This window comes from Kitasatospora sp. NBC_01302, from assembly GCF_035976515.1.
Taxonomy (GTDB): Bacteria; Actinomycetota; Actinomycetes; order Streptomycetales; family Streptomycetaceae; genus Kitasatospora.
On the sequence record NZ_CP108404.1, the window covers coordinates 1,739,443 to 1,757,693 of the forward strand.

An 18,251-nucleotide genomic window follows, 5' to 3' on the forward strand; every position below is an offset into this window, starting at 1 on the left:
TGCTCGGAGGTCGGGTGATGCTCGGAGGTCGGGTGGTCGGTGGTCCGGTGGTGATCGGTGGTCCGGTGGTCCGCCGCGGCACGAGGGGCCGCGGGCGGGTCGGTCGGTGCGGGAGTCATCCCGGTCCCCTCAGTCCCGGCCGAATTCACGGCTGATGATGTCGAAGAGGTCGTCGGCCGACGCGTTCGCCAACTCCTCGTCCTCGGCGCCGTCCGCCGCGTCCTCGGTCGCGGTCCACTTCGCCATCAGCGCCTGGAGCCGGGCCGTGACCCGGGCGCGGTCGGCGTCGTCGGCGGACATCGCGGTGAGCCGCTGGTCGAGCGCGTCCAGCTCGGCCAGCACCGGCGCCGCGGAGTCGACCGCGTCGGGGACGATCTCCGCGCCCAGGTGCTCGGCCAGCGCCTTGGGGTTCGGGTAGTCGAAGACCAGGCTGGTCGGCAGGCGCAGCCCGCTGGCCACGGTGAGGCGGTTGCGCAGCTCGACGGCGGTGAGCGAGTCGAAGCCCAGCTCGTTGAAGGCCCGGTCGGCGTCGACCGCGCCGGCCCCGGCGTAGCCGAGGACGGCGGCGACCTCGGCGCGCACCAGGTCGAGCAGGGTGCGGTCCCGTTCGGCGGCGGGCAGTGCCCGCAGCCGCTCCACGAAGGCCGCCGACTGCTCGGCCCCGTCGCCCTCGTCGGCGGGCGTGCCGACCGCCAGCGCCGCTCGGGCCTCGGGGACCTCGTCGAGCAGCGGGCGGGGCCGGGCCGCGGCGAAGGCCGGGGCGAACAGCGCCCAGTCCACGTCGGCGACCGTCAGCGCCGTCTCCTGGTGGTCCAGCGCCTGCTGGAGGGCGGCGATGCCGAGCTCCGGCGCCAGCACCCGCAGGCCGCGGCGGCGCAACTGCTCGGCGGCCTGCGGGTCCTCGGCCGCCATGCCGATCTCGCCCCACGGACCCCAGGCGACCGAGGTGGCCACCAGGCCGGCGGCCCGACGGCGCTCGGCGAGCGCGTCCAGGAAGGCGTTGGCCGCCGCGTAGCCCGCCTGGCCACCGCTGCCCCACACCCCGGCGATCGAGGAGAAGAGCACGAAGGCGTCCAGGTCGGTCTCGCCCAGCGCCGCGTCCAGGTGGACCGCGCCGGAGACCTTGGCGTCCATGACCCAGGACAGCTCGCCCAGGTCGCTGTGGGTCAGCGCGGTGTCCTGGGTGACCCCGGCCGCGTGCACGACCGCACGCAGCGGGGTGCCGCCGGGCTCCTCCGCGGTGAGGCGCTTGAGCAGCGCCGCCACGGCCGGGCCGTCGGCCACGTCACAGGCCTCCAGGGTGACCCGGGCGCCCAACTCCGCCAGCTCCTGGCGCAGTTCTTCGGCGCCTGGGGCGTCGGCACCGCGGCGCCCGGTGAGCACCAGGTGCTCGGCGCCGTTGCGGGCCAGCCAGCGGGCCACCTCGGCACCCAGCGCACCCGTGCCGCCGGTGACCAGCACCGTGCCGCGCGGCTTCCAGGCCGGGACGGACGCCTGCGGCCGGGCCGCCCGCGCCAGGCGGCGGACCAGGACGCCCGAGCGGCGGATCGCCAGCTGGTCCTCACCGGCGCCGGCCTCCGGGCGCGTGCCCGGGCCCGTGCTCGCGCTCGTGCCGGTGGCTGCGCCTGCGCCCGTGCTCGGCTTCGTGCCCGTGCCCGTGCCCGTGCCCGTGCCCGTGCCTGTGCCTGTGCCTGTGCTCGTGTCGGTGTCGGCGAGGACGGCCGCCAGGCTGGTGGCCGCGCGCCGGTCGACGGTCGACGGGAGGTCGACCAGGCCGCCCCAGCGCTCCGGGTGCTCCAGCGCCACCACCCGCCCCAGGCCCCAGACCTGCGCCTGGGCCGGGCTGCCGGCGGTGTCGGCCGGACCGGTCGCCAGCGCACCACTGGTCACGCACCACAGCGGCGCGCCGATCTCCGCGTCACCGAGCGCCTGGGTCAGCACCGCGGTCGCGGCCAGCCCGGCAGGCAGCACGGGGTGGGTCGGATGCGGCTCCTCGTCCAGCGCGAGCAGCGAGACCACGCCGACCAGATCGGCGGCCCCGGCGGCCGCGGCGCGCAGCGCCTCGGCCAGCGCGGCGCGATCGCAGGCCGCGGCCTCCACCGGGAAGCGGTGGACCTCGGCGCCCGCCGCCGTCAGCGCCTGTGCGGTCGTGGCGACCCTGGCGTCCTCGGCCCGTGCGGCCGGGACAACCAGCAGCCAGCAGCCGTTCAGGCGTCCCGTCGGCTCGGCGGCGAGCGGCTTCCAGGTGATCCGGTAGCGCCAGCCGTCCACCACCGACTGCTCCCGCTGCTGGCGGCGCCAGGCGGAGAGCACCGGCAGGACGGCGCTCAGCTCGCTGCCGCCCTCGACCTCCAGGGTCGCGGCCAGCGCGGCCAGGTCCTCGCTCTCGACGGCCTCCCAGAACCGGGCATCCGTGGCCTGCGCCCCGGTCCGGCTCTCACCGGTGAGGGTGGCGGCGGCAGCGGGCAGGTGCTCGGGCCAGTAGTGCTGGCGCTGGAAGGGGTAGGTGGGCAGGTCGATCCGGCGGGCGCCGGTGCCGGCGAAGAACGCCGACCAGTCCACGGGGATGCCGCGGACGTGGGCCTGGGCGAGCGCGGCGACCGCGCTGCGCGCCTCGGGGCGGCCCGCGCGGAGAACGGGCACGAAGGCGGTCCGCTCGGCGGTGGCGGACTCCTGGGCGAGTGCGGTGAGGGTTCCATCGGGGCCCAGTTCGACGAAGGTGCGCACGCCCTGCTGCTCCAGGGTGGCGATGGCGTCGGCGAAGCGGACGGCCTCGCGGACGTGGCGTACCCAGTACTCGGGGGTGGCGAGGTCGGCGGACTGGTCGAGGGTGGAGACGATCGGGATCGTCGGGGCGTGGAAGGTCAGCTGCTCGGCGAGCGCGCGGAACTCGGCGAGCATCGGCTCCATCAGCGGGGAGTGGAACGCGTGGCTGACGGTCAGGCGCTTGGTCTTGCAGCCCAGCTGCCCGGCCACCTCCAGCACCGCCTGCTCCGCGCCCGAAAGCACCACGGACGTCGGGCCGTTGACGGCGGCGATACCGACATCGGAACGGTCGGCGAGCAGCGACAGCACCTGCGCCTCGGCAGCCTGCACCGCGACCATCGCACCACCGGCAGGCAGCGCCTGCATCAGGCGGCCACGCGCGGCCACCAGCTTGGCGGCATCCGCCAGGGAGAGGACCCCGGCGACGTGCGCGGCGGCCAGCTCACCGATCGAGTGCCCCGCCAGGAAGTCCGGCCGCACACCCCAGGACTCGACCAGCCGGAACAGCGCCACCTCCAACGCGAAGAGCGCCGGCTGCGTGTAGGCCGTCTCGTCCAGCAACGCGTCGGCCTCGCCGAGCGGCGTCTCCAGGTACTGGTCCAGCTCCACGCGGACCGCGTCGTACGCCTCCGCGAACACCGGGAACGCGCCGTACAGTTCAGCACCCATCCCGGCCCGCTGGCTGCCCTGACCGGTGAACAGGAACGCCGTCCGGCCCTCTACCACCGAGCCCGTGACGACCTGCGCCACCGACTCCCCCGCCGCCAACGCGGTCAGCCCGCCCAGCAGTTCGTCCATCTCACCGGCGACGATCACGGCACGCTGCTCGAAGGCCGCGCGCGTCGTCGCCAGCGAGTAGGCCGCATCCGCGAGTTCGACGCCCGCGACCGCCGACAGCAGCCGCTCGGCCTGCGCACGGAGCGCGTTCGCATCCCGCGCCGAGAGGACCATCGGCAGCATCGCGGGCGCCACCGTCGCCTCGGTGACCGGCTCCGGCGCGGTCTCCGGTGCCTGCTCCAGGATCGTGTGCGCATTCGTTCCACTGATGCCGAAGGCCGAGATGCCGACCCGGCGCGGGGCGCCGGTCTGCGGCCAGGCGGTGGCCTCGGTCAGCAGCGTGACCGCACCCGCCGACCACTCGACGTGCGAGGTCGGCTCGTCGACGTGCAGGGTGCGGGGCAGCATGCCGTGCCGCATCGCCATGACCATCTTGATCACGCCCGCCACACCGGCCGCCGCCTGGGTGTGACCGATGTTCGACTTCACCGCGCCGAGCAGCAGCGGCCGTTCGGCCGGCCGGTCCTGGCCGTAGGTGGCCAGCAGCGCCTGCGCCTCGATCGGGTCGCCCAGCCGGGTGCCCGTGCCGTGCGCCTCCACCGCGTCGACCTGCTCGGCGGTCAGTCGGGCGTTCACCAGTGCTTGGCGGATCACCCGCTGCTGCGACGGCCCGTTCGGGGCCGTCAGGCCGTTGGACGCGCCGTCCTGGTTGACGGCCGAGCCGCGCACGACCGCCAGCACCGGGTGCCCGTTGCGCTGCGCGTCGGAGAGCCGCTCGACCAGCAGCATGCCCGCGCCCTCGCCCCAGCCCGTGCCGTCCGCCGCACCGGCGAACGCCTTGCACCGGCCGTCGACGGACAGCCCGCGCTGACGGCTGAACTCGATGAACAGATCCGGCGTCGACATCACGCTGACGCCGCCGGCCAGCGCCAACGAGCACTCACCGCTGCGCAGCGCCTGCACCGCCATGTGCAGGGCGACCAGCGAGGCCGAGCACGCGGTGTCGACCGAGACCGCCGGACCCTCCAGCCCGAAGGTGTAGGAGAGGCGGCCGGAGATGACGCTGGTGGCCGTGCCCGTCAGACGGTGCCCCTCCACCCCTTCCAGGCCGTCGACGAGCAGGTTCGCGTAGTCCTGGCCGTTGGTGCCGATGAAGACACCGGCCTGGCTGCCACGCAGCGCCGCCGGGTCGATGCCCGCCCGCTCGAACGCCTCCCAGGAGGTCTCCAGGAGCAGCCGCTGCTGCGGGTCCATCGACAGCGCCTCGCGGGGCGAGATGCCGAAGAAGGTCGGGTCGAACTCCGTGGCGCTGTCGAGGAATCCACCGCCGCGGGCGTACGTGGTGCCCTGGTGGTCCGGGTCCGGGTGGTAGAGGTTCTCGATGTCCCAGCCGCGGTCGGTCGGGAACCCGCCGATCGCGTCCTCACCGGCGATCAGCAGGTCCCAGAGCTGCTCGGGGGTGCTGACGCCGCCGGGGAACCGGCAGCTCATGGCAACGATGGCGATCGGCTCGTCGGCGAGACCAGCGGCCGAGGCGAAAGTGGCCGGCACCGCCGTGGACAACGGCTGTGCGGCGCCCAGCAGTTCGGAGCGCAGGTGCTCGGCCAGCACGGCCGCCGACGGATAGTCGAAGACCAACGTGGCCGGCAGCCGCAGACCCGTCGCCGCGTTCATCCGGTTGCGCAGATCGACGGCCGTCAGCGAGTCGAAGCCCAGCTCCTTGAACGCCCGGCCCGCCTCCACCGCACTCGCGTCCGCGTAACCGAGGACCGCCGCCACCTGCGCCCGCACCAGCTCCAGCAGCGCCCGGTCCTGCTCCACCGGCGACAGACCCGCCAGACGACCGGCCAGCGAGGACTCGCTGTTCGCGGCAGGAGCCGAGGCGAGCGCGGCCTCCATGACCGTGCGGGCCTCGGGGATCTCGTCGAAGAGGCGACTCGGACGAACAGCGGCGGTCTCGGCCGCCACCTTCTCCCAGGCAACGGCGGCAATCGTGACGGTCACGTCGCCGTTCTCCAGGGCCTGCTGCAGCGCGGTGATCCCCAGCGCCGGCGCCATCCCCACCACACCGTCACGGCGCAGCCGGTCGGCCACCACCTCCTCGGTCGCCAACCCCGCCTCCGCCCAGGCACCCCAGGCGATCGAGGTCGCGGCCAGACCATCGGCCCGCCGCTGCTCCGCGAGAGCGTCCAGGAAAGCGTTCGCCGCCGCATAGTTGGCCTGACCCGCACTGCCGACCGAACCCGCCATCGACGAGAACAGCACGAACGCGTCCAACCCGTCGGTCAGCTCATGCAGATTGCGCGCCGCATCCACCTTCGGACGGGCCACCGCAGCGAACCGCTCCGGCGTCTGACCCTCCAGCACACCGTCATCCAGCACACCCGCCGTGTGGAACACCGCCGACACCGGATGCGCCGCCAGCAACGCCGCCAACGCCTCACGGTCCGCCACATCACACACCGCGACCGTGACCTCCGCACCCAACACGGCCAACTCCTCCCGCAGCCCCACCGCACCCGGAGCCTCCAGGCCACGCCGACTCGTCAGCAGCAACCGCTCGGCACCGGTACGCACCAGCCAACGCGCCACCTCAGCACCCAACGCACCCGTACCACCGGTCACCAACACCGTGCCCGACGGCCGCCACGCCACCGCCTCCCCACGCCCAGCCCGCACCAGACGACGACCGAACACACCCGACGCCCGCACCGCGACCTGATCCTCACCACCCAGACCCGCCAGCACACCCGCCAGCCGCGACAACGCACCCTCGTCCAACACCTCGGGAAGGTCGATCAGACCACCCCAACGCTCCGGATGCTCCAACGCCACCACCCGGCCCAGACCCCACACCTGCGCCTGCACCGCACCGACCAGCCGCTCCGCACCACCCACCGACACCGCACCACGCGTCAGGCACCACAACGGCCCACCCACCCCGGCATCACCCAACGCCTGCACCAACGCCAACGAACCAGCCACCGACACCGACTCGTCCAACGCCAGGAACGACAGCACCCCATCAGCCGTCACACCGGCCAGCAGCTCCGCCAGCGCACCACGCCCGGCCGCCGCCGCATCCACCTCGACCTGACGCACCGTCACACCGCGCCCGGTCAGCACCGCCACCGCACCCAGCACCGCCGGATCCTCGGCCAGCGACACCGGAACCACCACCAGCCAACTGCCCGACAGCGCAACCGAGCCGGTGTCTGCCACCGGCAGCCAGTCGATCCGGTAGCGCCAGCCGTCGATCACCGACTGCTCCCGGCTCTGCCGGCGCCAGGCCGACAGCATCGGCAGGACGGCACTCAGCTCGCTGCCGCCCTCGACCTCCAGGGTCGCGGCCAGCGCGGCCAGGTCCTCGCTCTCGACGGCTTCCCAGAAGCGGGCGTCCACCTCGTCGACCGGCGCAACGGCTGCCACGGACGTGGGCGCCTCCAGCCAGTAGCGCTCGCGCTGGAACGCGTAGGTCGGCAGCTCGACCCGCCGCGCGCCCCGGTCGGCCAGGAAGCCAGACCAGTCCACCTGGATGCCGCGGACATGCGCCTCGGCGAGCGAGGCGAACAGCCGCTCCGGACCACCCTCGTGACGGCGCAGCGTCCCGAACGCCACCGCATCGCGCCCGGCGGCCTCGATGCCCTCCTGCACCGCCATCGCCAGCACCGGATGCGCACTGACCTCGACGAACGTCCCAAAGCCCTCCGCGAGCAGCGTGCCGACAGCGTTCTCGAACTCCACCGTCGCCCGCAGGTTGGTGAACCAGTACTCCGCATCCATCCCGGAACCGTCCACCCACGCGCCCGACACCGTCGACAACAACGGCACCGCACCGGCCCGGGGACGAACCGGCGCCAGCAGCTCCAGCAGCTCGCCCCGGATCGCCTCCACCTGCGCCGAGTGCGAGGCGTAGTCCACCGGCACCCGCCGCGCCCGCACCCCATCCGCCTCGCACGAGGCCAACAGCTCGTCCAGTGCCGCCGGTTCACCCGACACCACCACCGACGACGGCCCATTCACCGCCGCCACCGACACCCGCTCCTCACCCCAAGCGGACAGCCGCTCGCGCACCCCCGCCACCGGCAGCGCCACCGACACCATGCCGCCCCGGCCCGCCAACCCCGCAGCAATCGCCCTGCTGCGCAACGCGACGACCTTGGCGCCGTCCTCCAGCGACAACGCACCAGCCACCACCGCCGCCGCGATCTCCCCCTGCGAATGACCCACCACCGCCGCCGGACGAACCCCCGCCGCCCGCCACACCTCCGCCAGCGACACCATCACCGCCCACAACACCGGCTGCACCACCTCCACCCGCTCCAACCACGCCTCACCGGCCGCACCCCGTACCACGTCCAGCAGCGACCAGCCGTCCGCGAACGGCGCCAGCGCCGCCGCACACTCCGCCATCCGCTGCGCGAACACCGGCGAGCACTCCAGCAGTTCGACCGCCATCGCGGCCCACTGCGAGCCCTGGCCCGGGAAGACGAACGCGACCTTCCCCGCCGAGCCGCTCACCCCGCGCACCACCTCCGCCGCGACCCCACCCGAGGCCAGCGCCGCCAAGCCGCGCTCCGCCGTCTCGCGGTCGCCCGCGACCACTACCGCCCGGTGCTCGAAGACCGAGCGCGAGGCCAACAGCGAGTGGCCCACATCCAGCAGGCCGACCTCGGGACGCTCCGCGAGCAGCGACAGCAACCGCGCAGCCTGCCCCGCCAACGCCGCACCACTCTTCGCCGACAGCACCAGCGGCACCGGACCACTCGCGGCCACCGACTCGCTCACCGACACGACCACCGGCTCCGGAACCTGCTCCAGAACCACATGAGCGTTGGTGCCACTGATCCCGAACGACGACACCGCCGCACGACGCGGCCCACCGCTCGCCGGCCACTCCCGCGCCTCGGTCAGCAACTCCACCGCACCCGAAGCCCAATCCACCTTCGGCGAAGGCTCGTTCACATGCAGGGTGCGCGGCAGCACACCATGCCGCATCGCCATCACCATCTTGATAATCCCGCCGACACCCGCCGCCGCCTGCGTGTGACCGATGTTCGACTTCAACGACCCCAACCACAACGGCCGCTCCACCGAACGCTCCTGGCCATACGTCGCCAGCAACGCCTGCGCCTCGATCGGGTCACCCAACGGCGTCCCCGTCCCGTGCGCCTCCACCGCATCCACCTGATCGGCCGTCAGCCCGGCTGCCGTCAGCGCCTGGCGGATCACCCGCTGCTGCGAGGGACCGTTCGGGGCTGTGAGGCCGTTGGACGCACCGTCCTGGTTGACCGCACTGCCGCGCACCACCGCCAGCACCGGGTGCCCGTTACGCTCGGCGTCCGACAACCGCTCCACGAGCAGCATGCCGACACCCTCGCCCCAGCCCGTGCCGTCCGCGTCGCCCGAGAACGCCTTGCAGCGCCCGTCGGCCGAGAGCCCGCGCTGGCGGCTGAAGTCCACGAAGACCTCCGGGGTGGACATGATCGCCACACCGCCGGCCAGGGCCATCGTGCACTCGCCGCTGCGCAGCGCCTGGATCGCCCAGTGCAGCGCCACCAGCGAGGACGAGCAGGCGGTGTCGACGGTGACCGCCGGGCCCTCCAGGCCCAGCGTGTAGGCGACCCGGCCCGAGGTGATGCTGCCCGAGACCCCGGTGCCGATGTGTCCCTCGACGCCCTCGGGCAGCTCACTGATCCCGCTGGCGTAGTCGTGGTACATCACGCCCGCGAAGACCCCGGTCCGGCTGCCGCGCAGCGTCGCCGGGTCGATGCCCGCCCGCTCGACGGCCTCCCAGGAGGTCTCCAGCAGCAGCCGCTGCTGCGGGTCCATCGCCAGCGCCTCACGCGGCGAGATCCCGAAGAACGCCGGGTCGAACATGCCCGCGTCGTGCAGGAAACCGCCCTCGCGGACATACGAGGTGCCCTGGTGGTCCGGGTCCGGGTGGTAGAGGCTCGCCAGGTCCCAGCCACGGGTGGCCGGGAAGCCCGAAACAGCGTCCGAACCGGAGAAGACCAACCGCCACAGGTCCTCGGGCGACTCCACACCACCCGGGTAGCGGCAGGCCATGCCGACGATCGCGATCGGGTCATCGGCAGCAGCCGGAGCCGGGCCGGTCACGGACGTCGCCACCGCGTCACCCAGCAGCTCGGCGAGCAGGAAGGCCGCCAGGGCCAGCGGGCTCGGGTAGTCGAAGATCAGCGTGGCGGGCAGCCGCAGACCGGTCACCCCGTTCAGCTCGTTGCGCAGCTCCACCGCCGTCAGCGAGTCGAAGCCCAACTCCTTGAACGCCCGACCCGCCTCCACCGCACCCGCATCCGCATAACCGAGCACCGCCGCCACCCGACCGCAGACCAGCTCCAGCAGCGCGGCCTCACGCTCACCGGCCGGCAGCGCGGTCAGCGTCCGCACCAGGGCGGAGCCGGTCGCCGCGCCGGCGGTACCGGCTTCGACGGCTCGTCGGGTCGGCACCCGGACCAAGCCGCGCAGCAGCGGCGGCAGGGTCCCGGCCGCGGCCTCGGCACGCAGCGCGGCGAAGTCGAGACGCATCGGCACCAGCACGGCCTGGTCGGCGGCGCAGGCGGCGTCGAAGAGCGCCAGGCCCTCGGCGGCGGACATGCCCTGCACACCGCCGCGGCTCATCCGCTGGACGTCGGCCTCGGCCAGGCTGCCGATCATGCCGCCGTTCGCCCAGGCGCCCCAGGCGAGCGAGGTGGCGGCCAGGCCCTGGGCGCGGCGCCAGGTGGCGAGTGCGTCCAGGAAGACGTTCGCGGCGGCGTAGTTGCCCTGGCCCGGGCCGCCGAAGGTGCCGGCGGCGGACGAGTAGAGGACGAACGCGCTCAGGTCGTCGGTGAGTTCGTGCAGGTTGAGGGCCGCGTCCAGCTTCGGGCGCAGCACGGTGTCCAGCCGCTCGGGGGTCAGCGAGGAGACGATCCCGTCGTCCAGCACACCCGCGGTGTGCACCACCGCCGACACCGGATGCTCGGCAAGCAGCGCCGCCAGCGCAGCACGATCCGCCACATCGCACGCCGCGACGACCGCGCTGGCACCCAACACGGTCAGCTCGGCCACCAGTTCGTCCGCACCCGGCGCCTGCGCACCACGACGCGACACCAACAGCAGGCTGCGCACCCCGTGTTCGGCCACCAGATGCCGGGCCACCAGAGTGCCCAGGGTGCCCGAGGCACCCGTCACCAGCACCGTGCCGTCCGCATCGAAGACCGGCACCGGCTCGACCGGCGACGACTCGACCGCCGCCGCCACCCGCGCCAGACGGGGCACCAGGACCTCGCCCGCGCGGATCGCCAACTCCGGTTCGCCGGAGGCCAAGGCACCGGCGATCGGGCCGGGCGTCTGCTGACCGTCGAGGTCGAGCAGCACGAAGCGGCCGGGGTTCTCGGACTGCGCCGAGCGCACCAGACCCCAGACCGGCGCGTGCACCAGGTCGGTGACGCCGCTCGTGTCGACCGCCACCGCGCCCCGGGTCACCAGCACCAGCCGCGAGCCGGCGAACCGCTCGTCCGACAGCCACACCTGGACCACGGCGAGCACGCCGTGCAGCGCCTCACGCACGGTCGATGCACTGTCCAGGGACAGGAAGACCGCCTCCGGGGTGGTCAGGCCGTCCTGCACCGCCGCACCCAGCGCGGCGAGATCGGCAAACCGAGCCGCGCCGAAGGCCTCGGCGCCCAGCGCCGCCCAGCGCCCGGCCGCACCGGCCGCCGCCACCGGCAGGTTCTGCCAGGCCACCTGGAAGAGCGAGTCCGTGAACTCGCCACCGGCTGCGCGGATCTGCTCCTCGGAGACCTCGCGCATCGCCAGTGCGTCGACCGACGCGACCGGCCGGCCCGACTCGTCCGCCAGCACCAGCGCGACCGTGTCACGGCCCGCCGGGGACATCCGCACCCGGACCGCCGAGGCGCCGGTCGCGTGCAGGGTCACCCCGTTCCAGGCGAACGGGAGCCGCCCGCCGCCGTCGCTCGCCAACAGCTCGCCGAGACCCACCGCGTGCAGCGCGGCGTCCAGCAGGGCCGGGTGCAGGCCGAAGCGCGCGGCGTCGCCGTGCGCGGCCTCCGGCAACCGGACCTCGGCGTAGACGTCCTCGCCCAGGCGCCAGGCGGCGCGCAGGCCCTGGAACACCGGGCCGTAGCCGAAGCCGGCCGCGGCCAGCCGCTCGTACAGGTCCTCGACGCCGACCACGGTCGCACCGGCCGGCGGCCACTCGGCCGGCTCGAAGCCGGGCGCGGCGGCCGAGCCGGGCGCGAGCACACCGGTGGCGTGCCGGGTCCACGGCGCCTCGGCGAGCGCGTCCTGCGGCCTGGAGTGCAGGCTCACCACGCGCCGGCCCGAGGCGTCGGCGGCCTCCACCGAGAGCTGCACCTGGACCCCGCCGTGCTCGGGCAGGACGAGCGGAGCCTCCAGCGTCAGCTCCTCCAACACCTCGCAGCCCACCTGGTCGCCCGCCCGGATCGCCAGCTCCACGAAGGCCGTGCCCGGCAGCAGCACCGAGCCCAGCACGACGTGGTCGGCCAGCCACGGGTGCGACTGCACCGAGAGGCGGCCGGTGAAGAGGAAGCCGTCGGCAGCGGCGAGCGGGACGGCCGCACCGAGCAGCGGGTGCCCGGCGGGGGCCAGACCGGCCGCCGCGACGTCACCGGTGCCGGCGAACGGGTGCTCGGGCCAGTAGTGCTGGCGCTGGAAGGGGTAGGTGGGCAGGTCGATCCGGCGGGCGCCGGTGCCTGCGAAGAACGCCGGCCAGTCGACGGGGATGCCGCGGACGTGCGCCTGGGCGAGCGCAGTGACCGCGCTGCGGACCTCGGGGCGGCCCGCGCGGAGAACAGGCACGAAGGCGGTCCGCTCGGCGGTGGCGATCTCCTGGCCCATCGCGGCGAGCACGCCGTCGGGGCCCAGCTCGACGAAGGTACGGACGCCGTGCCGCTCCAGGGTGGCGATCGCGTCGGCGAAGCGGACGGCCTCGCGGACGTGGCGCACCCAGTACTCGGGGTCCGTCAGGTCGGCGGACTGGTCGAGGGTGGAGACGATCGGGATCGTCGGGGCGTGGAAGGTCAGTTCGGCGGCGAGCGCGCGGAACTCGGCGAGCATCGGCTCCATCAGCGGTGAGTGGAACGCGTGGCTGACGGTCAGGCGCTTGGTCTTGCAGTCCAGTTGCGCCGCAACGTCGAGCACCGCCTGCTCCGCGCCTGAAAGCACCACGGACGTCGGGCCGTTGACGGCGGCGATACCGACATCGGAGCGGCCGTCGAGCAGCGACAGCACCTGCGCCTCGGCAGCCTGCACCGCGACCATCGCACCACCGGCAGGCAGCGCCTGCATCAGGCGGCCACGCGCGTCCACCAACCGCGCCGCATCCGCCAGGGACAGGACCCCGGCGACGTGCGCGGCGGCCAGCTCACCGATCGAGTGACCGGCCAGGAAGTCCGGCCGCACACCCCAGGACTCGACCAGCCGGAACAGCGCCACTTCGAGCGCAAAGAGCGCCGGCTGCGTGTAGGCCGTCTCGTCGATCAACGCGTCGGCCTCGCCGAGCGGCGTCTCCAGGTACTGGTCCAGCTCCCCGCGGACCGCGTCGTAGGCATCGGCGAACACCGGGAACGCGCCGTACAGTTCAGTGCCCATCCCGGCCCGCTGGCTGCCCTGACCGGTGAACAGGAACGCCGTCCGCCCCTCCACCACCGAGCCCGTGACGACCTGCGCCACCGACTCCCCCGCCGCCAACGCGGCCAGCCCGCCCAGCAGTTCGTCCATCTCACCGGCGACGATCACGGCACGCTGCTCGAAGGCCGCGCGCGTCGTCGCCAGCGAGTAGGCCGCATCCGCGAGTTCGACGCCCGCGACCGCCGACAGCAGCCGCTCGGCCTGCGCACGGAGCGCGTTCGCATCCCGCGCCGAGAGGACCACCGGCAGCACCGCGGGCGACACCGTCGCCTCGGTGACCGGCTCCGGCGCGGTCTCCGGTGCCTGCTCCAGGATCGTGTGCGCATTCGTGCCACTCACGCCGAAGGCCGAGATGCCGACCCGGCGCGGGGCGCCGGTCTGCGGCCAGGCGGTGGCCTCGGTCAGCAGCGTGACCGCGCCCGCCGACCACTCCACCTGCGGGGTGGGCTCGTCGACGTGCAGGGTGCGGGGAAGCATGCCGTGCCGCATCGCCATGACCATCTTGATCACGCCCGCGACACCGGCCGCCGCCTGGGTGTGGCCGATGTTCGACTTGATCGACCCCAGCCACAGCGGCTGGTCGGCCGGCCGCTGCTGGCCGTAGGTGGCGAGCAGCGCCTGTGCCTCGATCGGGTCGCCCAGTCGGGTGCCCGTGCCGTGCGCCTCCACCGCGTCGACCTGGTCGGCGGTCAGCCCGGCCGAAGCCAGCGCCGCCCGGATCACCCGCTGCTGCGAGGGCCCGTTCGGGGCCGTCAGGCCGTTGGACGCGCCGTCCTGGTTGACGGCCGAGCCGCGCACGATCGCCAGCACCGGGTGCCCGTTGCGCTGCGCGTCGGAGAGCCGCTCCACCAGCAGCATGCCCGCGCCCTCGCCCCAGCCCGTGCCGTCCGCCGCACCGGCGAACGCCTTGCACCGGCCGTCGACGGACAGCCCGCGCTGACGGCTGAACTCGATGAACAGATCCGGCGTCGACATCACGGTGACACCGCCGGCCAGCGCCAACGAGCACTCACCGCTGCGCAGCGCCTGCACCGCGAGGTGCAGAGCGACCAGCGAGGCCGAGCACGCGGTGTCGACCGAGACCGCCGGACCCTCCAGCCCGAAGGTGTAGGAGAGGCGCCCGGCCAGCACACTGGTGGCCGTGCCCGTCAGGCGGTGCCCTTCCACCCCCTCCTGGCCGTCGCCCAGCAGCGAGATGTAGTCCTGGCCGTTGGTCCCGATGTAGACGCCGGCCTGGCTGCCGCGCAGCACGGCGGGGTCGATGCCCGCCCGCTCGAACGCCTCCCAGGAGGTCTCCAGGAGCAGCCGCTGCTGCGGGTCCATGGTGGTCGCCTCGCGCGGGCTGATGCCGAAGAACGCGGGGTCGAACCGGGTCGCGTCCTGCAGGAAGGCGCCCTTACGGGTGTAGATCTTGCCGAGCTGCTCGGGGTCGTCGTCGAAGAGCGAGTCGAGGTCCCAGCCGCGGTCGGCCGGGAAGTCCACCACCGCGTCGCCACCGGCGATCAGCAGGTCCCAGAGCTGCTCGGGGGTGCTGACGCCGCCGGGGAAGCGGCAGCTCATGGCAACGATGGCGATCGGCTCGTCGGCGAGACCGGCGGCCGAGGCGAAAGTGGCCGGCACGGCCGTGGACAACGGCTGTGCGGCGCCCAGCAGTTCGGAGCGCAGGTGCTCGGCCAGCACGGCCGCCGACGGATAGTCGAAGACCAACGTGGCCGGCAGCCGCAGACCCGTCGCCGCGTTCATCCGGTTGCGCAGATCGACAGCCGTCAGCGAGTCGAAGCCCAGCTCCTTGAACGCCCGGCCCGCCTCCACCGCACTCGCGTCCGCGTAACCGAGGACCGCCGCCACCTGCGCCCGCACCAGCTCCAGCAGCGCCCGGTCCTGCTCCACCGGCGACAGACCCGCCAGACGACCGGCCAGCGAGGTGCCGGGCCCGGCGGCGGTGTCCGTGCCGCCCGGCTGGGCGGCAGCGGCCCGCAGGCGCTGGACCTCCGGGATCTCGTCGAACAGGTTGCCGGGCCGGACGGCCGCGAACTCGGGGGCGAGCTGCTCCCAGACGATGTCGCCGATGGTGACAGTGACGTCGCCGTTCTCCAGGGCCTGCTGCAGCGCGGTGATCCCCAGCGCCGGCGCCATCCCCACCACACCGTCACGGCGCAGCCGGTCGGCCACCACCTCCTCGGTCGCCAACCCCGCCTCCGCCCAGGCACCCCAGGCGATCGAGGTCGCGGCCAGACCATCGGCCCGCCGCTGCTCCGCCAGAGCGTCCAGGAACGCGTTCGCCGCCGCATAGTTGGCCTGACCCGCACTGCCGACCGAACCCGCCATCGACGAGAACAGCACGAACGCGTCCAACCCGTCCGTCAGCTCATGCAGATTGCGCGCCGCATCCACCTTCGGACGAGCCACCGCAGCGAACCGCTGCGGCGTCTGCCCCTCCAGCACACCGTCATCCAGCACACCCGCCGTGTGGAACACCGCCGACACCGGATGCACCGCCAGCAACGCCGCCAACGCCTCACGGTCCGCCACATCACACGCCGCGACCGTGACCTCCGCACCCAACACGGCCAACTCCTCCCGCAGCCCCACCGCACCCGGAGCCTCCAGGCCACGCCGACTCGTCAGCAGCAACCGCTCGGCACCGGTACGCACCAGCCAACGCGCCACCTCAGCACCCAACGCACCCGTGCCACCCGTCACCAACACCGTGCCCGACGGCCGCCACGCCACCGCCTCCCCACGCCCAGCCCGAACCAGACGACGACCGAACACACCCGACGCCCGCACCGCGACCTGATCCTCACCACCCAGACCCGCCAGCACACCCGCCAGCCGCGACAACGCACCCTCGTCCAGCACCTCGGGAAGGTCGATCAGACCACCCCAACGCTCCGGATGCTCCAACGCCACCACCCGGCCCAGACCCCACACCTGCGCCTGCACCGCACCGACCAGCCGCTCCGCACCACCCACCGACACCGCACCACGCGTCAGGCACCACAACGGCCCACCCACCCCGGCATCACCCAACGCCTGCACCAACGCCAACGAACCAGCCACCGACACCGACTCGTCCAACGCCAGGAACGACAGCACCCCATCAGCCGTCACACCGGCCAGCAGCTCCGCCAGCGCACCACGCCCGACCACCGCCGCATCCACCTCGACCTGACGCACCGTCACACCGCGCCCGGTCAGCACCGCCACCGCACCCAGCACCGCCGGATCCTCGGCCAACGACGCCGGAACCACCACCAGCCAACTGCCCGACAGCGCAACCGACGTGGCATCCGCGACCGGCAGCCAGCTGTCCCGGTAGCGCCAGCCGTCGATCACGGTCTGCTCGCGGTGCCGGCGGCGCCAGGCCGACAGCAGCGGCAGGGCCGAGCTCAGCGGCTGGTCACCGTCCAGATCGGCGGTGCCGGTCAGCTCCGCGAGGTCGCCGCGCTCGACGGCTTCCCAGAAGCGGGAGTCCACCTCGTCGAGCACGGCCTCGGGCCGGGCGACCGAGCCGTCCGACTCCAGCCAGTAGCGCTCGCGCTGGAACGCGTAGGTCGGCAGCTCGACCCGCCGCGCGCCCCGGTCGGCCAGGAAGCCCGCCCAGTCGACCGCGATCCCGCGCACATGCGCCTCGGCCAGCGAGGCGAACAGCCGCTCCGGACCACCCTCGTGACGCCGCAGCGTCCCGAACGCCACCGCATCCCGCCCGGCCGCCTCGATGCCCTCCTGCACCGCCATCGCCAGCACCGGATGCGCACTCACCTCGACAAACGTCCCAAAGCCCTCCGCCAGCAGCGCGGTGACCGCGTTCTCGAACTCCACCGTCGCCCGCAGATTGGTGAACCAGTACTCCGCATCCATCCCGGAACCGTCCACCACCTCACCCGTCACCGTCGACACCAGCGGGACCTGTCCAGCGCGCGGCTCGATCCCCGCCAACAGCTCCAGCAACTCGCCCCGGATCGACTCCACCTGCGCCGAGTGCGACGCGTAGTCCACCGGCACCCGCCGCGCCCGCACCCCCTCCGCCTCACACGAGACCAACAACTCGTCCAACGCGGCAGGTTCACCCGACACCACCACCGACGACGGCCCGTTCACCGCCGCCACCGACACCCGCGCCTCACCCCATCCGGCCAGGCGCTCGCGCACCCCCGCCACCGGCAGCGCCACCGACACCATGCCGCCCCTGCCCGCCAACCCCGCAGCAATCGCCTTGCTGCGCAACGCGACGACCTTGGCGCCGTCCTCCAGCGACAGCGCACCGGCCACCACCGCCGCCGCGATCTCCCCCTGCGAGTGACCGATCACCGCGCTCGGACGGACCCCCGCCGCCCGCCACACCTCCGCGAGCGACACCATCACCGCCCACAACACCGGCTGCACCACCTCCACCCGCTCCAACCACGCCTCACCGGCCCGGCCGAGCAGGACGTCCTCCAGCGACCAGCCGTCGGCGAAGGGCGCCAGCGCCACGCCGCAGGCCTCGATCGAGGCCCGGAACGCCGCCGACTCCTCCCACAGCCGAGCACCCATCGTGGCCCACTGCGAGCCCTGGCCCGGGAAGACGAACGCGACCTTCCCCGCCGAGCCGGTCACCCCGCGCACCACCTCCGCCGCGACCCCACCCGAGGCCAGCGCCGCCAAGCCGCGCTCCGCCGTCTCGCGGTCGCCCGCGACCACCACCGCCCGGTGCTCGAAGACCGAGCGCGAGGCCAGCAGCGAGTGGCCCACATCCAGCAGGCCGACCTCGGGCCGCTCCGTGAGCCGGGTCAACAGCCGCGCCGCCTGCCCCTCCAGCGCCGCACCGCTCTTCGCCGACAGCACCAACGGCACCACACCGGCAGGTGCGGCGGCCGGCCGGACCTCGGTGGTCGGCGCGAACTCCAGGATCGTGTGGGCGTTGGTGCCACTGATGCCGAAGGAGGACACCGCCGCACGACGCGGCCCACCGCTCGCCGGCCACTCCCGCGCCTCGGTCAGCAAATCCACCGCGCCCGAAGCCCAATCCACCTTCGGCGACGGCTCGT

General features: G+C 73.7%; 1 protein-coding gene (running past one end of the window). It reads right to left on the bottom strand.

Annotated elements, in window-relative coordinates; genetic code table 11:
- Positions 1-129: 129 nt before the first annotated feature.
- Positions 130-18,251: the 3' portion of a type I polyketide synthase gene (locus tag OG294_RS07400; RefSeq protein ID WP_327065617.1), read on the bottom strand. 17,443 nt of this gene lie beyond the right edge of the window; the window shows 18,122 of its 35,565 coding nt (coding positions 17,444-35,565); its start codon lies beyond the right edge, outside the window — the gene reads right to left on this strand; the stop codon is at positions 130-132.